Source organism: Streptomyces sp. NBC_00203 (genome assembly GCF_045206325.1).
GTDB classification, from domain to species: domain Bacteria; phylum Actinomycetota; class Actinomycetes; order Streptomycetales; family Streptomycetaceae; genus Streptomyces; species Streptomyces lutosisoli.
Genome location: NZ_CP108126.1, coordinates 5,301,050 through 5,323,134, shown reverse-complemented (window position 1 = coordinate 5,323,134; position 22,085 = coordinate 5,301,050). Strand labels below are relative to the sequence as shown.

19 protein-coding genes are annotated in these 22,085 nt (G+C 68.1%); 10 read left to right on the top strand and 9 right to left on the bottom strand.

Annotated features, from left to right (window positions below; genetic code table 11):
- Positions 1-303: 303 nt before the first annotated feature.
- On the bottom strand, positions 304-2,352 hold the full coding sequence (gene dnaA / locus OG975_RS23895; protein ID WP_406331377.1) for a chromosomal replication initiator protein DnaA: 2,049 nt from the start codon (positions 2,350-2,352) through the stop codon (positions 304-306).
- Positions 2,353-2,750: 398 nt separating this feature from the next.
- Between dnaA and rpmH the strand changes: the two genes are divergently transcribed.
- The 9 genes from rpmH (at position 2,751) to OG975_RS23850 (ending at position 9,825) form a co-directional block, all read left to right on the top strand.
- Positions 2,751-2,888, top strand: a complete 138-nt coding sequence (gene rpmH / locus OG975_RS23890; RefSeq protein WP_006381191.1) for a 50S ribosomal protein L34 — start codon at positions 2,751-2,753, stop codon at positions 2,886-2,888.
- A gap of 18 nt (positions 2,889-2,906) precedes the next feature.
- The gene (gene rnpA / locus OG975_RS23885) at positions 2,907-3,278 is read left to right on the top strand and encodes a ribonuclease P protein component (protein ID WP_327430087.1); all 372 of its coding nucleotides are present in this window, start codon (positions 2,907-2,909) and stop codon (positions 3,276-3,278) included.
- Entirely contained in the window at positions 3,275-3,640 is a 366-nt protein-coding gene (gene yidD / locus OG975_RS23880) for a membrane protein insertion efficiency factor YidD (protein WP_054236429.1), read from the top strand. Before rnpA ends, yidD begins: the two co-directional genes overlap by 4 nt.
- Before the next feature lie 3 nt (positions 3,641-3,643).
- Positions 3,644-4,939 (top strand): membrane protein insertase YidC, encoded by a 1,296-nt coding sequence (yidC, locus tag OG975_RS23875; protein WP_406331376.1) that lies wholly within the window; start codon positions 3,644-3,646, stop codon positions 4,937-4,939.
- Between the two features lie 15 nt (positions 4,940-4,954).
- Positions 4,955-5,464, top strand: coding sequence for a R3H domain-containing nucleic acid-binding protein (locus OG975_RS23870; protein WP_327430084.1), 510 nt, complete (start codon positions 4,955-4,957; stop codon positions 5,462-5,464).
- A gap of 196 nt (positions 5,465-5,660) precedes the next feature.
- Positions 5,661-6,377, top strand: coding sequence for a 16S rRNA (guanine(527)-N(7))-methyltransferase RsmG (gene rsmG, locus OG975_RS23865; protein ID WP_406331375.1), 717 nt, complete (start codon positions 5,661-5,663; stop codon positions 6,375-6,377).
- 339 nt (positions 6,378-6,716) lie between these two features.
- The gene (locus OG975_RS23860; protein ID WP_327435105.1) at positions 6,717-7,790 is read left to right on the top strand and encodes a ParA family protein; all 1,074 of its coding nucleotides are present in this window, start codon (positions 6,717-6,719) and stop codon (positions 7,788-7,790) included.
- Positions 7,787-8,881 carry a ParB/RepB/Spo0J family partition protein gene (locus OG975_RS23855; RefSeq protein ID WP_406331374.1) on the top strand — a complete coding sequence of 365 codons (1,095 nt, stop codon included), beginning with the start codon at positions 7,787-7,789 and terminating at the stop codon, positions 8,879-8,881. Before OG975_RS23860 ends, OG975_RS23855 begins: the two co-directional genes overlap by 4 nt.
- A gap of 326 nt (positions 8,882-9,207) precedes the next feature.
- Positions 9,208-9,825 (top strand): GNAT family N-acetyltransferase, encoded by a 618-nt coding sequence (locus OG975_RS23850; protein WP_327430081.1) that lies wholly within the window; start codon positions 9,208-9,210, stop codon positions 9,823-9,825.
- A 134-nt stretch (positions 9,826-9,959) separates the two neighbouring features.
- Here the strand turns inward: OG975_RS23850 and trxA are convergent, their stop codons facing one another.
- The 7 genes from trxA to OG975_RS23815 all read right to left on the bottom strand — a co-directional run bounded on the left by trxA (position 9,960) and on the right by OG975_RS23815 (position 19,742).
- Entirely contained in the window at positions 9,960-10,292 is a 333-nt protein-coding gene (gene trxA, locus OG975_RS23845) for a thioredoxin (protein ID WP_327430080.1), read from the bottom strand.
- A gap of 43 nt (positions 10,293-10,335) precedes the next feature.
- Positions 10,336-11,298 carry a thioredoxin-disulfide reductase gene (gene trxB / locus OG975_RS23840; RefSeq protein ID WP_327430079.1) on the bottom strand — a complete coding sequence of 321 codons (963 nt, stop codon included), beginning with the start codon at positions 11,296-11,298 and terminating at the stop codon, positions 10,336-10,338.
- Between the two features lie 180 nt (positions 11,299-11,478).
- Positions 11,479-12,426, bottom strand: coding sequence for an anti-sigma factor family protein (locus OG975_RS23835; RefSeq protein WP_406331372.1), 948 nt, complete (start codon positions 12,424-12,426; stop codon positions 11,479-11,481).
- Positions 12,423-13,151 carry an RNA polymerase sigma factor SigM gene (gene sigM / locus OG975_RS23830; protein WP_406331371.1) on the bottom strand — a complete coding sequence of 243 codons (729 nt, stop codon included), beginning with the start codon at positions 13,149-13,151 and terminating at the stop codon, positions 12,423-12,425. The genes OG975_RS23835 and sigM overlap by 4 nt, the downstream gene beginning before the upstream one ends.
- A 37-nt stretch (positions 13,152-13,188) precedes the next feature.
- Complete coding sequence (locus OG975_RS23825) at positions 13,189-14,910, bottom strand: protein kinase family protein (protein WP_406331370.1); 1,722 nt, start codon at positions 14,908-14,910, stop codon at positions 13,189-13,191.
- Between the two features lie 118 nt (positions 14,911-15,028).
- Positions 15,029-17,278 carry a murein biosynthesis integral membrane protein MurJ gene (gene murJ, locus OG975_RS23820; protein WP_406331369.1) on the bottom strand — a complete coding sequence of 750 codons (2,250 nt, stop codon included), beginning with the start codon at positions 17,276-17,278 and terminating at the stop codon, positions 15,029-15,031.
- A 46-nt stretch (positions 17,279-17,324) separates the two neighbouring features.
- Positions 17,325-19,742: a DUF6049 family protein gene (locus OG975_RS23815; protein ID WP_406331368.1), complete on the bottom strand. Its 2,418-nt coding sequence runs from the start codon at positions 19,740-19,742 to the stop codon at positions 17,325-17,327.
- A 222-nt stretch (positions 19,743-19,964) separates the two neighbouring features.
- Between OG975_RS23815 and OG975_RS23810 the strand changes: the two genes are divergently transcribed.
- Positions 19,965-21,431 (top strand): CCA tRNA nucleotidyltransferase, encoded by a 1,467-nt coding sequence (locus OG975_RS23810; RefSeq protein WP_406331367.1) that lies wholly within the window; start codon positions 19,965-19,967, stop codon positions 21,429-21,431.
- Between the two features lie 97 nt (positions 21,432-21,528).
- Here the strand turns inward: OG975_RS23810 and OG975_RS23805 are convergent, their stop codons facing one another.
- On the bottom strand, positions 21,529-22,014 hold the full coding sequence (locus tag OG975_RS23805) for a hypothetical protein (RefSeq protein ID WP_406331366.1): 486 nt from the start codon (positions 22,012-22,014) through the stop codon (positions 21,529-21,531).
- Positions 22,015-22,085: the final 71 nt, after the last annotated feature.

The window sequence follows — 22,085 nt, the reverse complement described above, 5'->3', positions numbered from 1 at the left end:
CTGTGGACACGATCGGGACAACTTTCCAGTCCCCAGGGTGTGGACGTCAGAAAGTCACCGAATCTGTGGAGAGTGGCCGTAACCGTGCCCGTATTCGAACAGTGGGTGTCGTTCCGGTAGCGGTCACAAGAGGCGGGAAGCCCTCGGTACGCGTCCGAGAACGGCGAAAGGCGCCCTCGGGACCCGTACGGGTACGGGTTCGGGAACAGCGAAAGGCGCCCTCGGGAAGGTGTCCCGGGGCGCCTTCAGCGACGTACGACTGGCTCTGGCGTCGGCTCTGTCTCGGCTCCGCAGCCAGCTCTGTCAGCCGTTCTTGATGCGGTTCGTGAGCTCGGTGACCTGGTTGTAGATGGAGCGGCGTTCGGCCATCAGCGCGCGGATCTTGCGGTCGGCGTGCATGACGGTCGTGTGGTCGCGGCCGCCGAACTGCGCGCCGATCTTCGGCAGCGACAGGTCCGTGAGCTCGCGGCACAGGTACATGGCGATCTGCCGCGCCGTCACCAGGACGCGGCTGCGCGAGGATCCGCACAGGTCGTCCACCGTGAGGCCGAAGTAGTCGGCGGTGGCCGCCATGATGGCCGGCGCGGTGATCTCCGGGGAGGAGTCCTCGCCTCCGGGGATGAGGTCCTTGAGGACGATCTCCGTCAGACCGAGGTCCACCGGCTGCCGGTTGAGCGACGCGAACGCCGTCACCCGGATCAGCGCGCCCTCCAGCTCGCGGATGTTGCGCGAGATCCGGGACGCGATGAACTCCAGCACCTCCGGCGGAGCGTTGAGCTGCTCCTGCACCGCCTTCTTACGAAGGATGGCGATACGGGTCTCCAGCTCGGGCGGCTGGACGTCCGTGATCAGACCCCACTCGAAACGGTTCCGCAGCCTGTCCTCCAGGGTCACCAGCTGCTTGGGCGGCCGGTCGGAGGACAGCACGATCTGCTTGTTCGCGTTGTGGAGCGTGTTGAAGGTGTGGAAGAACTCCTCCTGCGTCGACTCCTTGTCCGCGAGGAACTGGATGTCGTCGACCAGCAGGATGTCCATCTCCCGGTACCGCTTGCGGAAGCTGTCGCCCTTGCCGTCGCGGATGGAGTTGATGAACTCGTTGGTGAACTCCTCGGAGCTCACGTACCGCACGCGCGTGCCCGGGTAGAGGCTCCGCGCGTAGTGCCCGATCGCGTGCAGCAGGTGCGTCTTGCCGAGCCCCGACTCCCCGTAGATGAAGAGGGGGTTGTACGCCTTCGCCGGTGCCTCGGCGACGGCGACCGCGGCGGCGTGCGCGAAGCGGTTGGAGGCGCCGATGACGAAGGTGTCGAAGAGGTACTTCGGGTTGAGGCGCGCGGTGGGCTCGCCCGGACCGGATGCCGGCGCGGGCTTCGCGGCCAGCGGGCCGGGCGAGCCGCCGACGGAGGACTGCGGGGGGCCGCCGCGGTGCATGCCGCCACCCGAGGACGGCTCCTGAAGGTCACGGCGGTCGGGGCGCTGGTCGTAGTCGGAGCGTGGCTGGTCGTAGTCCTGGCGCTGCTGCTCGTAGGGCGGGCGCTCCATCGACTGCGGCCGGTAGTCCTGCGAGGGCGAGGCGTACGGGTCGCGTTCCGGGAAGCCGAGGCGCTGCTGCTGCCAGCCGTAGTCGTCCTGGGAGTGCCGCGGCCAGGCGCCCGGCTCGGGGCGCTGGTAGTCCGGGTAGGCGGGGCGGGCGGTCGGGAGCTGGTCCGGACGGCCGGACGGCAGCTGGTCGCCGGGGGCACCGGGGAGCTGGTCGGAGCGGCCGCCGCGGTGGTCGTCGGCGCGGTGGCGGCCGTACCCCTCGTAGCCGTCGCGGCGCTGGGCGTCGTAGCCGCCGCGATCGTCGCGGTTCGGGGAGTCGTAGCCGTTGCGTTCGTCGCGGGACTGGCCGTCGTAGCCGTTCCGCTCGTCGCGGCCCTGGCCGCCGTAGGGGTTCCGCTCTTCGCCGCCCTGGCTGTCGTACGTGTCGCGGCCCTGGCCCGGACCGCTGTCGTACGTGTCGCGGCCCTGACCGGAGCCCGAGGGGAGCTCGGGCTCCTCGTACCGGGAAGGGGCGGGCGCGGGGGCAGGCGGTTCCCCGGCGGAGTCGTCGACGGTGATCGCGATGCGGATCGGGCGGCCGCACTCGCGGCTCAGGGTCTCGCTGACGATCGGCGCGAGGCGTCCTTCCAGTACGCCCTTCGCGAACTCGTTCGGGACGGCGAGCAGGGCGGTGTCCGCGACCAGGGCCAGCGGCTGGCAGCGCTTGATCCAGTGCTCGTCCTTCACCTCGACACCCTGACCGCGGCCCTCACCGAGGAGTTGTTCCAGTACTCGTGGCCACACTGCGGCAAGATCGGCAGGTACGTCGGCCACAGGGCACGCTCTCTCACGGGTCCCACGAACGTGTGGTTCTGGGAACAGGTTGGGAAGTCAGTCGGGTGGGGCGGGGGGAACAAAACCGCTGGGGCGGTGGGAAGGGAACGAATCGGAGTTCAGCCACGGTAGTCAGAGCGACCGCTGCGGTTCAAGTTGTTGTCCCCAGCCTGTGGATAGTGTCTCGTGCGAGAGGCTGGTTTGACCGGATGGCGTAGCCCCGCGTACCGTGACCAGGTCGAGTTGTCGATGGCTGCTGCCGCCTGCCTCCGATGGGCACAGGTCACGTCAAGTGATCGGGAAGCGGTGCACTCGGGCGTAATTACGAGCTACTCGTGGGCGCACGGTGACAGCCAAGGCGGCACCCCGCCACCACCGATTCTTTCTGGAGCCCCCGAGTGAGCAAGCGCACCTTCCAGCCGAACAACCGTCGTCGCGCCAAGACCCACGGCTTCCGCCTGCGGATGCGTACCCGTGCCGGCCGCGCGATTCTCGCGAACCGCCGTGGCAAGGGTCGCGCGAGCCTGTCCGCCTGATCACTTACAGGTCATGACGTGCTGCCTACCGAGCATCGGCTGAGGCGGCGCGAGGACTTCGCGACCGCGGTACGCCGAGGACGCCGGGCCGGACGCCCGCTCCTCGTCGTCCACCTTCGTAGCGGTGCAACGGACCCGCACGCGCCTGGGGAGAGCGCTCCCCCGACGCGTGCGGGTTTCGTCGTGAGCAAAGCCGTGGGCGGAGCGGTCGTGCGCAACAAGGTGAAGCGCAGGCTTCGCCATCTGATGCGTGACCGAGTCGCCCTGTTGCCCCCCGGTAGCCTGGTAGTCGTACGAGCGCTGCCCGGTGCGGGCGACGCCGACCATGAACAGCTGGCCCGAGACCTGGATGCCGCCCTTGAGCGGTTGCTGGGAGGGGGCGCGCGATGAAGTACCCGCTGCTGGCTCTTATCAAGCTGTACCAGTGGACGATCAGCCCGCTGCTCGGGCCGGTGTGCAAGTACTACCCGTCGTGTTCCCACTACGGCTACCAGGCCATCGACCGGCACGGTGCGATCAAGGGAACGGCACTCACCGCCTGGCGCATCCTCCGGTGCAATCCGTGGTCGCTGGGCGGTGTGGACCATGTCCCGCCGCGCAAGCGTCCGCGGTGGCACGAAATGCTGCGTAACGCCTGGCGTGCACGCAAGGGCGGGAACTCCGCCGCCGAACCGGCCATCGAAGGGCACGGTATGTCCGACCATCCCTCGAGCCCGGCCGCCGAGACCCCGTCCCATGCTCAAGGAGCCTGATTAGTGGACACGATTGCCAGTCTGTTCAGCTTCATCACGACACCCGTTTCCTGGGTCATCGTCCAGTTCCATGCCGTGTACGGGAAGATCTTCGGTCCCGACACGGGCTGGGCCTGGGGCTTGTCCATCGTGTCCCTGGTGATCCTGATCCGTATCTGCCTCATCCCGCTCTTTGTGAAGCAGATCAAGTCGACTCGGGCGATGCAGACGCTGCAGCCCGAGATGAAGAAGATCCAGGAGCGCTACAAGAACGACAAGCAGCGCCAGTCCGAAGAGATGATGAAGCTGTACAAGGAGACGGGTACCAACCCGCTCTCCTCGTGCCTTCCCATCCTGGCGCAGTCGCCGTTCTTCTTCGCCCTGTACCACGTGCTCAACGGCATCGCGACCGGCAAGACGATCGGCGTCATCGACGATCAGCTGCTCGCCAGCGCGCGTCAGGCGCACATCTTCGGCGCCCCGCTGGCCGCGAAGTTCATGGACAGCTCGGCCAAGGTCGAGGCGCTGGGCGCCACGCTGCTGGACGTCCGTGTCGTGACCGCGGTCATGATCGTTCTGATGTGCTTCTCGCAGTTCTACACGCAGCGTCAGCTGATGACGAAGAACGTCGACACCACGGTGAAGACGCCCTTCATGCAGCAGCAGAAGATGCTGATGTACGTCTTCCCGGTCATGTTCGCCGTCTTCGGCATCAACTTCCCGGTCGGTGTCCTCGTCTACTGGCTGACCACCAACGTGTGGACCATGGGTCAGCAGATGTACGTGATCCGCAACAACCCGACTCCGGGCAGCAAGGCCCAGGCCGCGTTCCTGGAGCGCCTGCAGAAGCACGTCACGCACCACGGCAAGACCCGCAGCCGCCGCGAGAAGAACATCGTCAAGGCGATCGTCTCCAAGGGCCGCGACCGCAACGAGTTCGAGCGCAAGTTCATCAACACGCTGACCAAGGCGGGCCTGGCGGCCCAGACCGACGGCACCGTGGTGAAGGGCGAGAGCACGACCCTCGTCGAGACCGAGGACGGCACGCCGACCACCGGCGGCGCCGCTCCCAAGCGCCAGCAGCCGAAGCGGCAGTCCAAGTCCCAGCGCCAGTCGGGCACGGCGAAGGCGGCCGGCGAGTCCGAGCCGAAGACCTCGCTGAGCAAGTCCGACGAGCCGGAGGACGACAAGCCGGAGGACGCCAAGCCTGCCCCCAAGCAGGCGAGCGGCGGCAACAAGCCTGGCACCGGTACCCGCAGCAAAGCCCAGTCCGGACAGCGCAAGGGTCCGCAGCGGCCCAAGTCCCCGTCCAAGAAGTAAGAAGGAGTCCATCCCGTGACGGAAGGCACCACCTCCGCCGCCGCTGAGGGCGACACCCTGACCCGCCTTGAGCAGGAAGGCGAGATCGCGGCGGACTACCTTGAGGGTCTGCTGGACATCGCCGATCTCGACGGCGACATCGACATGGACGTCGAGGCCGACCGCGCGGCTGTCTCGATCGTCAGCGACGCCGGCAGCCGCGATCTGCAGAAGCTGGTCGGCCGGGACGGCGAGGTGCTGGAGGCCCTTCAGGAGCTCACCCGCCTGGCCGTGCACCGGGAGACCGGGGATCGCAGCCGGCTGATGCTGGACATCGCGGGCTACCGCGCCAAGAAGCGTGAGGAGCTCTCGGAGCTGGGCGCCAAGGCCGCGGCCGAGGTCAAGAGCTCCGGCGAGCCCGTGAAGATGAAGCCGATGACGCCCTTCGAGCGCAAGGTGGTCCACGACGCGGTCAAGGCCGCGGGCCTGCGCAGCGAGTCCGAGGGCGAGGAGCCGCAGCGCTTCGTCGTCGTGCTTCCCGCCTGATCGGTACGTACATTCCTCCGGCCCCGTCTGTTGCGCAGACGGGGCCGAAGTTTGTCAGCCTGTAGTCCCAGACAGCTGGTAGTCACCAGTAGCTGTGGTAGTCCCCGGACAGCTGTGGTCCCCGGCAGCTGTAGTCCCTGATAGTCCTGGAAGTCAGCGCTCAGTGCGCTTATGCGGTACGGAAGGACGGTCCCCCGTGACGGAGGCAGCGGAGCTTCCCCCTGCGCCCGAGCAGGCGCGCGAGGTATTCGGCGATCGCTTCGCGGACGCGGTCCGGTACGCGGAGCTGCTGGCCGAGACGGGAGTGCAGCGCGGGCTGATCGGCCCCCGTGAAGTGCCCCGGCTGTGGGAGAGGCACCTGCTGAACTGCGCTGTGCTCTCCGAGGTCGTGCCCGAGGGCGTGACCGTGTGCGACGTCGGCTCCGGCGCCGGGCTGCCCGGTATTCCGCTGGCCCTGGTCCGGGAGGACCTGAAGATCACACTGCTGGAGCCGCTGCTGCGTCGGACCAACTTCCTCACCGAGGTCGTTGAGCTGCTCGGTCTCGACCATGTCACCGTCGTGCGCGGCCGCGCCGAGGAGGTCATGGGGAAGCTGCAGCCGGTCCATGTGGTGACGGCCAGGGCGGTCGCTCCCCTCGACCGGCTGGCGACGTGGGGCATCCCACTGCTTCGCCCGTACGGCGAGATGCTCGCGCTCAAGGGCGACACCGCCGAGGAGGAGCTGAAGGCCGCCGCCACGGCTCTGAGCAAGCTCGGAGCCGTGGAGACGTCCATCCTGCACGTCGGCGAAGGCGTGGTGGACCCGCTGTCGACCGTGGTGCGGGTTGAGGTCGGGGAGAGCCCCGGAGGGGTGCGCTTCGCGGCGAAGCGGGCCAAGGCGGCCCGGACGGGGCGTACGCGCCGCCGCCGCTGATCCTGGGTGTGAGATAAATCGTGTACTCCCGGCTCCGCAGGACGGAGCCGGGAGTTTTTCGTCACTCCCGCTGATCCGTCCTGACGACGAGCCGTACTCCACACAAGCTGCCAAACCTATGCATCTCGGAGTGTCGCGCCGTAATGAGCGGGACCGCTATGCATCGTGTTTCACGTGAAACGTCGCTCACTGCTGCACGGCATCATCAGTCGCGGACGCGCCGCGGCCGAACCCCGCGACCGGAGACCTCTCGGTTCACTCGGAGAGAGTGCGGAGTTGTCCACAGAGGTGGATTTCTCCACAGAACAACGGGCCTCGCTGGTTCACGACCCCGAAGACATGGGAGGCTCTGTTCATTGCGAGCCTGAAGTCGAGGAGAGTGAATCCTTGCGGTCCGACGCCAACATCGCGGGACCGATGACCGATCCGGTCCCCGGTCCCCGTACCGAGTCGATGGGGGAGGATGTTTCACGTGAAACACCGCCCCCGATGGACGACACTCCCATCGGTCGTGCTGCCCAACTGGCGGTCGAGGCGCTAGGTCGCGCCGGTGAGGGCCTGCCACGGCCCGCACAGACCCGTGTCATGGTGGTCGCCAACCAGAAGGGTGGGGTGGGTAAGACCACGACCACGGTCAACCTGGCTGCCTCACTGGCGCTGCACGGTGGCCGTGTCCTGGTGATCGACCTCGACCCTCAGGGCAATGCCTCCACGGCGCTGGGTATCGACCATCACGCCGAAGTTCCATCCATCTACGACGTGTTGATCGACAGCAAGCCGCTCTCCGAAGTCGTTCAGCCGGTCCCTGATGTCGAGGGACTCTTCTGCGCTCCCGCCACTATCGATCTCGCCGGTGCGGAGATCGAGCTGGTGTCCCTGGTGGCGCGGGAAAGCCGGCTGGAACGAGCGATCCAGGCATACGAGCAGCCGCTGGACTACATCCTCATCGACTGCCCGCCATCGCTCGGCCTCCTCACGGTCAACGCGTTGGTCGCCGGTGCGGAGGTGCTCATCCCCATCCAGTGCGAGTACTACGCGCTGGAAGGCCTGGGACAGCTTCTGCGCAATGTCGACCTGGTGCGGGGGCATCTCAACCCCGACCTCCATGTCTCGACGATCCTGCTCACCATGTACGACGGCCGGACGCGCCTCGCGTCGCAGGTCGCGGACGAGGTGCGCAGTCACTTCGGCGAAGAGGTGCTGCGGACGAGCATTCCGCGCTCGGTCCGTATCTCCGAGGCTCCGAGCTATGGGCAGACGGTTCTGACTTACGATCCGGGTTCGAGCGGTGCTCTCTCGTATCTTGAGGCCGCACGGGAAATCGCCCTCCGCGGAGTCGGAGTGGCGTACGACGCACAACACGCCCACGTGGGCGCACAGAACGATCAGAACATGGTGGAGGGGATCCAGTGAGCGAGCGACGACGGGGGCTGGGGCGTGGCCTCGGCGCACTGATCCCTGCGGCTCCGACAGGGGAGAAGGCGGCTTCCTCGGGGGGTGGTGCGTCCACCTCGCCGACGGCTGTACCGGTGCTTACCGCCGAGCGCGGTGTGGCGGCGGCGAAGGTGGCCATGCTGCCGCCTGTTTCACATGAAACGGAGGAGCCGTCGTACAACGGAGCCCTGGAGGCGCCCCCGGCGCCTGTCGGTGCTCACTTCGCCGAGCTGCCGCTCGACTTCATCACCCCGAACCCGCGTCAGCCTCGTGAGGTCTTCGACGAGGACGCTCTGGCTGAGCTGGTCACCTCCATCAAGGAGGTCGGGCTTCTCCAGCCCGTCGTGGTGCGTCAGGTGGGGCCGACGCGGTACGAGCTCATCATGGGCGAGCGGCGCTTCCGGGCATGCCGTGAGGCGGGGCTGGAGGCCATTCCGGCGATCGTGCGCGCCACGGAGGACGAGAAGCTTCTTCTGGACGCGCTGCTGGAGAACCTGCACCGCGCCCAGCTGAACCCGCTGGAAGAGGCGGCCGCCTACGACCAGCTGCTCAAGGACTTCAACTGCACGCACGACCAGTTGGCGGACCGGATCGGCCGGTCGCGCCCGCAGGTCTCGAACACCCTGCGTCTGCTGAAGCTCTCGCCCGCGGTGCAGCGTCGTGTTGCTGCCGGAGTCCTTTCCGCGGGGCATGCGCGAGCTCTGCTCTCCGTGGAGGACTCGGAGGAGCAGGACCGGCTGGCTCACCGCATCGTGGCCGAGGGGCTTTCGGTGCGGGCGGTCGAGGAGATCGTCACCCTCATGGGATCGCGGCCGCAGACCGCACCGCGCTCCAAGGGGCCGCGGGCCGGCGCTCGGCTCTCCCCGGCGCTGAGTGATCTGGCGACGCGTCTCTCGGACCGCTTCGAGACTCGGGTGAAGGTCGACCTGGGTCAGAAGAAGGGCAAGATCACCGTCGAGTTCGCCTCGATGGACGACCTTGAGCGCATCCTGGGATCCCTCGCCCCGGGTGAGGGACCAGTGCTTCAGAGGAGCCTTCTGGACGACGACTCCGACGACACGGAGGTCTGAGTCGCCCGAGGGCGTGGCGGCTCGCCTCGGCCGACCATCAGAGCGGGCCGTGTCCGGTGTGTACCGGAACACGGCCCGCTCTTTGCTTTCTGACGGTATCGATGGAATCGCATCGTGGATACGATGCGATCGGGTATGGCGCATCCACCTGGCAGCACCTTCATTGGGGAGGCGGGGGCCATGCAAACCGTGAGCCGTACCGGACTGGTGACCGCGGGTCTGGGCCTGGGAGCCGTCGGCGGCTTCGTCGGCAGTCTGCTCAGGGAGCGGAGCGCTCTGACAGCCGCCCGTGATGCTGCGGGCGAAGGAAGTGAGGAACATCCTTCATGGGGCGCCGGCTCGTTCCGCTCACGCTGGACAACCTTCAGGACCTTCCCAAGCGCTGTCGCGCGTGTGTCTTCTGGGAGCTGGACCCAGTCAGCGGTGAGGCCGCGCTGAAGGCGGGCACGCCTGCACTGGAGAAGGAAGCCTGGATCTCTGCGGTCCTGCTGGACTGGGGTTCCTGCGGCCGTGTCGTCTATGTGGACGACGTGCCGGTGGGCTTCGTGCTGTACGCGCCTCCGGCTTATGTCCCCCGCTCCACCGCTTTCCCCACGAGCCCGGTGTCGCCGGACGCGGTTCAGCTGATGACCGCTTTCATCATGCCGGGTTATCAGGGGCAGGGGCTCGGCCGGGTGATGGTCCAGACGGTCGCCAAGGATCTGTTGCGCCGTGGCTTCAAGGCGATCGAGGCCTTCGGGGACTCACGGTGGAAGCAGCCGGCCTGTGTACTGCCCGCCGACCATCTGCTGGCGGTCGGCTTCAAGACGGTCCGGCCGCACCCCACGTATCCACGGCTGAGGCTGGAGCTGCGAACGACGCTCTCCTGGAAGGAAGACGTCGAGCTGGCCCTGGACCGGCTCCTCGGAGCGGTACAGAAGGAACCGGCGCTTCGCCCCCTGTAGCCGGCGCTCTACTCCCGCATGACGCCCTGTTCCTGTAGGGCGCCCTGCCCCCCTCAAGCGAATGGGCCAACCCGGAAGGGCTGGCCCATTCGTGTTTCACGTGAAACATCCGCCGCGCGTGCGGCCGTCACCGACTACTCGGCGATGAAGTCCTCAAGGTCGCGGACGATCGCGGCCTTCGGCTTCGCACCGACGATGGTCTTGGCGACCTCGCCACCCTGGTAGACGTTCAGGGTCGGGATCGACATCACGCCGTACTTGGCGGCCGTGCCCGGGTTCTCGTCGATGTTGAGCTTGACGACCTCGATCTTGTCGCCGTACTCGGCGGCGATCGCCTCGAGGGACGGCGCGATCTGGCGGCACGGGCCGCACCAGGCAGCCCAGAAGTCCACCAGGACGGGCTTGTCGCTCTTGAGGACGTCGGTCTCGAAGGAATCGTCGGTCACGTTCTTCAGGGTGCCGGCCACGGCGGGCTCCTTAACTCGTTGATGCGGTGGGGCGGATGGGGGATCAGACGGTGGCGGCCGCGGCGGCGGCCTCATCCGCGAGGGCGGCGAGGAAGCGCTCGGCGTCGAGAGCGGCGGAGCAACCGGTGCCGGCCGCGGTGATCGCCTGGCGGTACGTGTGGTCGACCACGTCACCGGCGCCGAAGACACCGGTCAGGTTCGTCCGGGTCGAAGGCGCCTCGACCTTCAGGTAGCCCTCGTCGTCCAGGTCGAGCTGGCCCTTGAAGAGCTCGGTGCGAGGGTCGTGACCGATCGCGATGAACAGACCGGTCACCGGCAGCTCGGAGAGCTCGCCGGTCTTCAGGTTGCGCAGCGTCAGGCCCTCCAGCTTGGGGTTGCCCTTGATCTCGGCGACCTCGCTGTCCCAGACGAACTTGATCTTCGGGTCGGCGAACGCGCGCTCCTGCATCGCCTTCGAGGCGCGCAGGCTGTCCCGGCGGTGGACGATCGTCACGGACTTGGCGAAGCGCGAGAGGAAGGTGGCCTCCTCCATCGCGGTGTCGCCGCCGCCGATCACGGCGATGTCCTGGTCCTTGAAGAAGAAGCCGTCACAGGTCGCGCACCAGGAGACGCCACGCCCGGAGAGGGCGTCCTCGTTGGGCAGGCCGAGCTTGCGGTGCTGCGAGCCCGTCGTGACGATGACGGCCTTGGCGCGGTGGACGGTGCCCGCGGTGTCCGTGACGGTCTTGATCTCGCCCGACAGGTCGACGGCGACGACGTCGTCCGGAACCAGCTCGGCACCGAAGCGCTCGGCCTGTCCGCGCATGTTGTCCATGAGCTCGGGGCCCATGATGCCGTCCTGGAAGCCGGGGAAGTTCTCCACCTCGGTGGTGTTCATCAGCGCACCGCCTGCGGTGACGGCGCCCTCGAAGACCAACGGCTTCAGCGATGCGCGCGCGGTGTAGAGCGCTGCCGTGTAGCCGGCGGGCCCGGAGCCGATGATGATCACGTTACGGACGTCGCTCACGGCTTGATTCCTCGTCTCTGGAGACTGCTGCGTACCGGTGGAGCCTCTCTCAGTACTCTCACCCCACCCAACGGATCCTAAGGGGCTTCAATTCCCGGTGTGTCCGGGCACACGGAAGCGCGGTACCGCACAGAGATGTCATGCGGTATCACGGGAGGAGCCCTTTGGGTGCTGACGTGCTCAGGACCGGGCGTAGGACCGCGTCAGGAGCAGCTTGCCGGGGGACGCCGAGTCCTGCTTCTCGCAGGCGTCGTCGACGATGTAGGCCGTGACCTTCGTGCTGTCGGAGGCGTCGGGCTGGACGACGAGATAGACACTCGTCTCCTTGTAGGTGCCCTTCTCGGCAGCGAGGACGACTCCGCTGTTCCCGGTCCCCTGCTGGACGCAGTCAGGGACGTGCACGTTGGGTGTGATCAAGGTGCCGACCCCGCCGGAATCGGTCCCTGCGCCATTGGACTCGATGCTCCATGGCTTCGCGCTGTCGGAGTGGCTGCCGGTGCTCTTGTTCTTCGCGAGGAGCGCCGCGACTTGGCTCTCCAGCTTTCCCTCAGAAAACGTGCCCTTCGAGCCGTTCTCCTGCTGCGTCACCGTCTCGGGGCCCTTGCTGTCGCCGCCCATCGACTGCACGAGGATCGCGCCCAGTCCCAGAGCGGCAGCCGTGAAGACGGTGCCGAGAACGACCGCCCTGCGGCGCCCACGGCGTACCCGGTGGGCACGGCCGGGGCCAGTGGCCGCGCGAGGATGCCCCGACGGGCGGTCCGCGGACGAAGCGGAGCCCGATTCGGCCGACAGGACGGAGACGTCGGCAGTCGATGTTTCACGTGAAACACTCGCGCGGTCGTCCGCCGCACCGGATGCGTGATCGGGTGAGGTGGCGCTCAACAGGGCTTCCGCGGCCAGAGCGGCATCGATGCGTCCGGCCACGTCGTCGGGCATGCGTGTCGGGCCCGGCAGCGTGCCGAGCAGACCACGGATCTCCTCGAGTGAGTCGTACACGTCGGCACAGAGCACGCAGTCATCGAGATGCTGTCGCACGTCCGCAGTACGGGAAGGCGGGAGCAGACCTTCGGTGAGGTCGGAGAGCTCCGCGACGTCCGGGTGCCCGGCCGTATCCGTCGTGGATGTCACGCTCGCCCACCTCCGCCCTTCACAGCAGCTGAATCGCTTGGCCCTGCATCATGTGGACCCGCATCGTGGGGTCCCGCTGCCGGTGGGACGGATGTCCCCTGCGTCCGGTTCCTTCCGCCGCCCGACTTCTTCCCGTCATTGCTGCTCCTGTTCTCCCGGAGATGGGTGAGCAGCGGGAGCAGTCTGGCTCTGCCGCGTGCACAGCGGCTCTTCACCGTGCCCGTCGGTACATCGAGGATGCGGGCCGCTTCCGCCACGGGGTAGCCCTGCATGTCCACCAGGACGAGGGCTGCGCGCTGGTCGGCCGGGAGAGTGTCCAGTGCTTGCAGGAGCTCGCGGTGCAGATCGTTGCGCTCGGCCGGGGCGGATGCGGACTCGTGCGGTTCGAGGAGCTGTTCCAGGCGTTCGGTGTCGTCGACGGGAGATGTCTTCCTGGAGGCGGCCTTGCGGGCGCGGTCCAGGCAGGCGTTCACCGTGATGCGGTGCAGCCACGTCGTGACGGCCGACTGGCCGCGGAAGGTGTGGGCGGCCCGGTAGGCGGAGACGAGCGCGTCCTGGACGGCGTCAGCGGCCTCCTCGCGGTCTCCCAGCGTCCGCAGGGCCACCGCCCACAGCCGGTCGCGGTGGCGCCGCACAAGCTCACCGAAGGCGTCGGGATCGCCCTCCACGTGACGGGCGAGGAGGTCCTGATCGCTTGCTTCGCCGTATCCGGTTTCATCGGCCATCGGACCCCCTCCCCTTCAGCGACGCGTCGACGACCTGTCAGCCGGTGAACTTCACGTCCGTGATGGCCTGCTTGTAGCCCGCGCCGCTGTAACCGTCGGTGGGCGCTTTCGGCACGTCGGTGATCCACAGCAGGACGTACTGCGTCTTCACGGCCTTCTTCATGCCCTCCACCTTCGCGGTTGTGCCGCTCGTGGTGACGGAACCGATTTCCTTCATCCCGTCGACGGACGTCGAGGGCGACAACGAGTCCGTCGCGTACAGGTGGATCGTCGTGTGGTCCCCGGGATAGCGGAGTCCTATCGACGCGGCTGAGATCTCCTGGGCCGAGCCGAGGTCGTAGACGATGCCCACGCCGGGCTTGTAGGGCGCCAGTGTCGGACCGGCGTTGTACTTCTTGGTGCGCCAGTACGTGCCGCTGTCGCCGTCGTACGTCTTGCCGACGTCCTCGGCAGCCTGGGCCTCGCCGCTCGCGACGTACTCCTGCGCGTTCTGAATCTTGAGCTGCTTGGCCGGCTTGGTCTTGTCGCCGCTCTTGTCGTTGCCGTCGGTCGTCTGCGTCTGCTTCGTGTCGTCGGACTTGTTGCGCTGGTCCATGAGGGCGTCCGCGAGCTGCCAACTGCCCAGGCCCAGTGCGGCGATGAGGAGAGCCGAAACGGCCCACTTGAGGGCCTTGCCGGTACGGCTCTGCAGCGGGGGCGGCGGAGTGGGCACGGGCTGGGTGACACCCGGACGCGGCGCCGGACGGCCGTACGAGCCCTGCTGGTAGGTCGTGCGCTGGTACTCCGGCGGGGCGGTGAACACCGGCTCCGGCGGACGGATGCGGGGCATCTCGCTGACCGCCTTCACCAGTTCCTCCGGCGTGGTGCACGGGGATTCATGGCGGGAGGCGGTCGCGCCGTCGTTGGCGAGGGCGCGCATGGCGAGCTCGGACAGGCCCCGGTGGACGCCGGCGCGAACCTGGTCGGGGGCGATGAGGCCGACGCCCTTGGGCAGTCCGGACAGGCCGTACGCGTCGTTGTTGTAGGGCCAGCGCTGGGTGAGCGCGGCGTACAGGAGTGCGCCGATCGCCTCCGTGTCGGTGCGCTGCGGGGTGTCGGAACTGATGCCGCGCAGCGCGGCGTTCACGGCGAGCCCGCGGATGCGCCACTGGCCGGACGACGTGCGCAGCACGGCGCCAGGGGTCAGCCGCAGATGCGCGAGGCCCTCGCGGTGCGCGGCGGCCATCGCCTGGGAGACCTGGCTCACCATCTGGTAGGCCTCGTGCACCTCCAGCGGGCCTGAAGCCAGAAGCGCCGTCAGCTCCGTGGCGTCCGGCAGCCACTCGTGCACCACGTAGACGAGGTCGTTCTCCTCGACCGCGTCCAGGACCTGGACGAAGCGGGGATCGCCCAGCAAGGCGGAGGAACGGGCCGCCGCCAGTACGGAGCGGGCCCGTGGATGGTCGGCGGGCAGCAGGTGCACACCGACGGCGCGGCGGAGTTTCTCGTCCACTGCACGCCAACTGCTGAAACCGTCCAGACGGGTGACGCACTCCTCGAGGCGGTAGCGTCTGGCGAGCTTGTGGCCGCTGTGCAGCTCGGGCGGTGAGGCCTTTCCGGGACTCTCGGTCCCGCCGCTCCCCTGTGCCTCTTCGCTCTCCGTGTCCCGCTCCCGGTTCTGGGCCACCCCGTCGGCCGTGGACTGGTCCGCCTTGGCGGTCAGCGGCTCGTCACCGCTGTTGTCTGCCACGTCGACGGCAGCCGTGCTCCGTTCCGCCACCGTCGTCCCTGCCTCCCCATCCATTGCGCGCTCTCCGACGCAGAAACCAATTGTGCCCACAGTCCGGCGCTATGCACGACACACGGCGACGGACGATGGTTGTGCGCGTACCCCCGCCTCAGCGCCCGAGGCGCCCGCGGACCATTCCGACCATTGAGTTGAGTTCTTCGATGCGCATCTTCCGGGCTGCGATGTAGAAGACGCCGAGCAGGGCGATCGATCCGGCGAGGAGCGCCGCGATCGATCCGAGAGCCCCGTGCCCGAGGGCCTGGGTGATCGTGAATCCGACCGCGCCGCCCACCACGGCGCCAGGGATGGCAGCGAGGCAGAGACGCGCGTATGTGCGCATGACGCGCGCACCGTCCAGGTCGCCGCCGAGCCGGTTGCGGAGCCGCTTCCAGGCCACTCCGACACCCACGGCGTAGGCCAGCCCGTACGACCCGGCCATGCCGACGACCGCCCACTGCGCCGGAAGGATCATGTAGCACACGGCCGAGGCGACGGCGTTGACCGCGGCCACGATGACCGTGTTGTAGAAGGGGGTGCGGGTGTCCTCGTAGGCGTAGAAGCCGCGCAGTACGACGTACTGCACGGAGAACGGGATCAGGCCGAGGCCGAAGGCCATCAGGACATAGCCCTGGGCCTGGGCGGACTCGATGCCGCTGGAGCCGAAGAGCAGGGTGCACATCGGGATACCGAGGGCCACGAACATGAAGGCCACGGGGACGATCGCGACGGCCGAGGTACGCAGCCCCTGCGAGATGTCGTCGCGGACCGCGCCGGGGTCGCCGTCGTGGGCCGCGCGCGAGATCCGGGGCAGCATCGCGGCCATGACCGAGACCGTGATGATCGCCTGCGGCATGCCCCAGATGAGCTGTGCGTTGGAGTAGGCCAGGATGCCCGCGCCGCTCTTGCCGTAGGCCTTGCCCGCGGCGGTCGCTAGCTGGGTGACGACCAGGACGCCCGCCTGGTTGGCGAGGACGAAGAGCACGGTCCACTTGGCCAGTGCGACGGCCTTTCCGAGGCCGTGCCCTCTCCAGTCGAACCGCAGTCGGAAGCGGAAGCCGGTCTCGCGCAGGTACGGAATCATCGCCACGGCCTGTACGACCAGGCCGAGCAGGGTGCCGATGCCCAGGAGACGGACACCGTCGGCCGGGATGTTGTGCACCGTCATGCCGGAGTCCGCGGCCGTTCCGTAGACCCAGAGGAACAGGCCGAAGGTGGCGATCATGACGATGTTGTTGAGGACCGGAGTCCACATCATCGCGCCGAACTTCCCGCGGGCGTTGAGGATCTGGCCCATCACCACGTGGATGCCCATGAAGAAGATCGTGGGCAGGCAGTAGCGGGCGAAGGTGACGGCGACGTTGTTCGCCGGCGGGTCGCTGGCGATGGCATGCGACATCAACTGGATCAGCAGCGGCGCCGCGAAGACGACGATCGTGACGATCACGCCGAGGGCGACCATGACGAGGGTCAGGAGGCGGTTGGCGTAGGCCTCACCGCCGTCCTCGTCCTCCTTCATGGACCGCACCAACTGCGGCACGAACACGGAGTTGAGGCCGCCGCCGACGGTCAGGATGTAGATCATCGTCGGCAGCGTGTAGGCAACGCCCCAGACGTCGCCGAGGGTCGCGGCGCCCAGGGCAGCCGTGATGATCATGGTCCGGACGAACCCTGTGAGCCGGGACACCAGCGTGCCCGCCGCCATCACCGCGCTCGACTTCAGCAGACCCGACGCGCGTCCGCCCGACTTCTTCGCGGCAGCTGCGGGTGCGGGCGCCGAGGGCTGCGCGACGGCCGGAGCCGGTTCAGGAGCCGGCGACGGTACTGCGTGCTGGCCGACGGGGGGACGGCCGCCGCCCTGCTGCTGGTCGCGGAAGAGATGGGCGAAGGCGTCGGGCTCGTGGCGCTCCTCGCCGGCCTGGGTGACCAGGTCGTCGACGCCCACGAACTGGGTGGTGCGCGCGTCCTCGCCGTACGGAAGGTGCCGCGTCGGGCCGGCCGGTTCCGGAGGGGGCGTCTGGGCCCACACACGCGGGTCGGGGGCGTACTGCGGCGTGGGCGGCTGGGCGTAGAGCGGCTGCTGCGGGTAGTACGCGGCGGGGGGCGGCGGGGGGTGCGCGGCACGGTCGTAGAGCGCCTCGGTCACCGGGTCCTGGGCGGAGAGGTCCTGCGCCCGGTAGGGATCCTGGTCGTAGGCGTCCTGGAAGTACATGTCCGCGGCGGGACCGGCCGGCATCTGGCCGTGCTCCGGCGCTTGGCCTTCGGGGTAGCCGGCGTGGCCCGCGTCCTGGTCCGGGTAGCCCTCGGGGTAGCCCGAGCCGCCCGCGCCCTGGCCGCGGTCACCGTCGTACGGCGCGTTCATGGTTACCCCACCTCATCGTCCCCGGGCCCACCGGCCACGACATCGCTCAACGGTCCACTCTCTCACCCGTTCCGGACGGGTCGGTGCTTTCCGGTGCGGTGTCCGGTGTCGGGTCACTCGGGTGCTCCGGGTCGTCTGCCCCGTGCTCCGCGCCGGACTCCCCTTCGGGACCGTTCTCGGAGCCTTCGGTGTCCTCAGTGTCTACGGTGCCGTCCGCGTCCTTGTTCACGCCCTCGGCCTCGGGACCGTCCTCCGGATCCTCCTCGGCCTGTCGGGCGGCGGCGCGCTTGCGCTGCGTGTACATCCGGAAGCCGGCGAGCACGAGCAGCAGGACGCCACCGCCGATGACCAGCATCACCGTCGGGGTGATCTCGGTGACCTTCACCTCGAACGTGACCTCGGGACCGTATGGCTGGCCGTCCTCCGTGTACAGCTGGGCGACGACCTTCACCGGACCGTTGGCCTCGGCCGAGGTGGTGAACTTCACCGACTGGCTGTGCTCGCCCGCGACCTGGATCGGCCGTTCCTGGTAGGGGCCGTCGCCGATCTTGAGTCGGGTGGGCTGGCGCGAGGTGAGGCGCAGCACCAGATGGTCGACGCCCTGTACGAGGTTGTTCTGCACGGTCACGGGGATCGTGGCGCTGCGCCCGGACAGTTTCGCGTCGGACTTGTCGATCAGCCGGACCAGGCCGGTGAGGTCGTTGAGATACGACTGCACGCCCTTGCGGAAGGTCTCCGCCTCGGACGCACGGCCCCGCCAGGACGTGGACATCCCGCGGTCTATGGCCCGACCGAACGGGGTGACCACCCGAGCCTTGTCGGTGAGGATCACCTGGAAGTTGTCGAGCTTGCTCTGCGTGGCCTGGATCTGCTCGAAGGCGGATCGCGGCAGCTCCTGCTTGCGCAGCGAGGACGGGTACGAGGACGCGGAGGGCACCTTTGTGGTGGCGCCCGTGTCCGGCTTGGCCTTGGCGGCCGCGGCGAGGCCCTGGTACTCCGACCAGTTCCCGTCCTGGAGGGCCTTGAGCGCCTGCGCCATCGTCTGGGCCTGGCTCGCGGACGGCATCCGCTGCGGGGCGACCACGATGCTGCGCTGCTTCTGCGACTCCTGCAGGTTGATCATCAGGCTCTGGGCGAGGAATTCCTGCACGGCGAGCGTGGAGTTGTCGGCCTTCGTCATGTCGCCCTGGAACGCGGTCGACAGCCGGGCGTCCGCGACCACCGCTGTCGTTCCGCCGCCGATGGGGCGGGCCGCGCTCGGTGTGTACGGCAGTCCGCCCGTCTCGCGCAGGCTGTCGCTGCGGGCGATCACCTTGTCGGCGCCGGCCGAGGTGGCCACCTTGACGATCGACGGGTCTACGGCGCCGTCAGCGGGCCAGGCGAACTCTGTGCTCGGCTTCACATGAAGGATCGTCTCCACCGTGCTGGAGGCCACATCGGTGGCGTCCTTGAGGTGGCTCAGGGAACCGGTGACGTCCTTGCCGTTGTGGGCCAGCGATGCCAGATCGGGGTCGGCGAAGGGGAGGGCGACGACCTTCTCGTCCTGGACCGTCTTCTCCAGCTTGTCGAGCCAAGCCTTGGCGACCGCCTGGTTCTTGCCCGCCGTGGTGGTGCCGTTCTCGCCCTGGATCCGGTAGCTGTCCCTCATCGCGTCGACGGACGCCAGCAGGTCCGGGTCGAGCACCCAGGTGACGTCGAGGTCGCTGCCCAGCGACAGGAGCTGGTCCAGGCGGCCGCCCGGGGAGATCTCCTTGGCCAGGTCGTCGTTCTTGAAGACGGGCGTCTGCGCCTCGTCCGAGCCGGTCTCCGCCGTGAGGTGGACCGTGGAGATGAGCGGCCAGAGGTACGTCGTCTTCGTCTTCGTGCCCGCTTCGTCGGGCTGCCAGGGCAGGAACGTCCGCTGGATGCCGAGCACCTGGTCCCACTGCTGGGCGGCCGTACGGCCCGTGAGCGAGACAGCGAGTTGGTAGACCCCCTCGGAGCCGAGGTCCAGGTCCTTGACGGGCACCGAGATGCTGAAGTGCTGCGAGACGCCCGGGGCGAGCTTGGAGAACTTCACGACGTACTTGCCGCCGACCTCGAAGGGGTCGAGGCCCAGCTGGAACCCGGTGCGCTTCGCGGCGGTGTCGATGGCGGAGCGAGTGTTCAGGGACGGTCCCACGCGCAGCCCCACATGGGCATCCGTGACGGCCTGCTTGCCGTTGTTGGTGACCGAGCCGGAGACGGTCAGGGTGTCGCCGTCCGTGGGGGCGCTGGGGCTGAGCGAGTCGAGGGAGACGTCAACCGTGCTGGATCCGGTGGCCTCGGCCACGGAGGTCTTCTCCGCGGCGGACGCGGACGTGCTGATGGGCAGCTGGAGCAGCCCGGCCAGCAGGGGCGCCGCGGCCAGCAGTGCTCCGCTGCGCCGGAGCCACCGGCGGGCAGGTGAGGGACTCATCCCCAGGAAGTCTGCCGCCTCGGCCACGCGCTCGCCCGTCCCTCGTCGTCGTCAGTGGTCGTCGGAATGTGCGTCCACGCATGGTAACGATGCGGGCGGAGGGTAAGTGCCGCGGAGTACATCACAAGATCGGCGGACCGAGCCGACTGTCCTGTATGTGCGCGTATTGACGCCCCCAGAAATTGGGGCTGCCTGTGCACGTTTTATGGAGGAGCCCGCAGGTGCCTCGGCCACGTACCCTTTTCTGTTGTGCCGAACGCCAACGAAGACAACCCCAGTGCCCTGAGTCAGGTGCAGCACCGCGCGGTGAGTGAACTGCTGCGGGTGTCGCCTGTCGCCGACGACCTCGCCCGCCGTTTCCAGGAGGCCGGGTTCTCGCTCGCCCTGGTCGGCGGCTCGGTCCGGGACGCGCTCCTTGGCCGGCTCGGCAATGACCTGGACTTCACGACCGACGCCCGCCCCGAGGACGTACTGAAGATCGTGCGGCCCTGGGCGGACGCCGTCTGGGAGGTCGGGATCGCCTTCGGCACGGTGGGCGCGCAGAAGGACGCCCGCGTGGACGACGTACAGCAGTCGTTCCAGATCGAGGTCACGACGTACCGCTCCGAGGCGTACGACCGGACCTCACGCAAGCCTGAGGTGTCCTACGGCGACTCCATCGAGCAAGATCTCGTGCGCCGGGACTTCACGGTGAACGCCATGGCCGTCGCGCTGCCGGAGAAAGAGTTCATCGACCCGTACGGCGGCCTCGGTGACCTGTCCGCTCGTATTCTGCGGACCCCGGGCACCCCCGAGGAGTCGTTCTCCGACGATCCGCTGCGGATGATGCGTGCCGCCCGGTTCGCCGCGCAGCTCGACTTCGAGGTGGCCCCCGAGGTCATCGCCGCGATGACGGACATGGCCGGGCGCATCGAGATCGTTTCGGCCGAGCGGGTCCGGGACGAGCTGAACAAGCTGATCCTGTCCGCGCACCCGCGCGAGGGCCTGACGCTGCTCGTCGACACCGGGCTGGCCGACCATGTGCTGCCGGAGCTCCCCGCGCTCCGACTGGAGCGTGACGAGCACCACCGGCACAAGGACGTGTACGACCACACGCTGATCGTCCTGGAGCAGGCGATGGCGCTGGAGGAGGACGGTCCCGACCTGACCCTCCGGCTCGCCGCGCTGCTGCACGACATCGGCAAGCCGCGGACGCGTCGCTTCGAGAAGGACGGGCGGGTCTCCTTCCACCACCACGAGGTGGTGGGCGCCAAGATGACCAAGAAGCGGATGACGGCGCTCAAGTACTCCAATGACCTTGTGAAGGACGTCTCGCGTCTGGTCGAACTTCACCTGCGCTTCCACGGGTACGGCACCGGCGAGTGGACGGACTCCGCAGTCCGTCGCTACGTACGTGACGCGGGCCCGCTCCTCGAACGCCTCCACAAGCTGACCCGCTCCGACTGCACCACGCGCAACAAGCGCAGGGCGACCGCACTCTCCCGCGCGTACGACGGCCTGGAGGAGCGCATCGACCAGCTCAAGGAGCAGGAAGAGCTCGACGCGATCCGCCCCGACCTCGACGGCAACCAGATCATGGAGATCCTGGGTATCAGTCCCGGTCCGGCGATCGGCCAGGCGTACAAGTTCCTGCTGGAGCTGCGTCTGGAGAACGGGCCGATGGAGCACGATGTGGCGGTGGCGGCGCTCAAGGAGTGGTGGGCTGAGCAAGACTGAGGCCTGAGGAGCGGGGTCATGTTTCACGTGAAACATGACCTGGGGCAACGCGAAGGGGCGGTGTTTCACGTGAAACACCGCCCCTTCGCTGAATCTCCTACTTGGCGGAGTATGGCGTCAGGCAGAGGGTGAAGTCACTGCTGCCGCTCTGGGTGTACTCGGCGTACTTGGTGCGGTCGCAGCCGGAGTCGTCGGTCTTCTTCTGCGCGACCTTGTACTTGGCCTTGGAGTTGCTGCAGTCCACGACCTTGAGGCCAGGGTCGGTAGCGTTGTTCGGGTCACTGATGCTCATGCAGTCGCCGACCTTGGCGGTGTCGGGGTCGTGACGGCTTGCGAGATAGCTGACGCCGGCGACTATGAGGCCGACGACAACGATCCCGATGCGCAGGTACTGCTTGATGCTGCGCTTCGGCCGCTGCGGCGGGACCGGGGCGTACGGGGCGGCGCCCTGCTGCGGGAAGCCGGGCTGGCCGGGCTGCTGGGGATAGCCCGGCTGCTGCGGGTAGCCCTGCGGCGGCTGCTGGCCGTAGGGGGCCTGACCCTGGGCGAACGGGTTCTGGCCCTGGGGCGGCGGAGTGGTCACTTGAGGGTCCCCCTAGAACGTAGGCGCGTGACGCGAAGACGCGAATAAGACGCACGTAAGCTATCGGGACC

Bases quoted from the DNA above. Each gene is read 5' to 3' on its own strand.
- sigM (WP_406331371.1), bottom strand. From the start codon at position 13,151: ATGGCCGATGAAACCGGATACGGCGAAGCAAGCGATCAGGACCTCCTC.
- OG975_RS23860 (WP_327435105.1), top strand. From the start codon at position 6,717: ATGGGAGGCTCTGTTCATTGCGAGCCTGAAGTCGAGGAGAGTGAATCC.
- yidD (WP_054236429.1), top strand. From the start codon at position 3,275: ATGAAGTACCCGCTGCTGGCTCTTATCAAGCTGTACCAGTGGACGATC.
- OG975_RS23850 (WP_327430081.1), top strand. From the start codon at position 9,208: ATGGGGCGCCGGCTCGTTCCGCTCACGCTGGACAACCTTCAGGACCTT.
- murJ (WP_406331369.1), bottom strand. From the start codon at position 17,278: ATGAACGCGCCGTACGACGGTGACCGCGGCCAGGGCGCGGGCGGCTCG.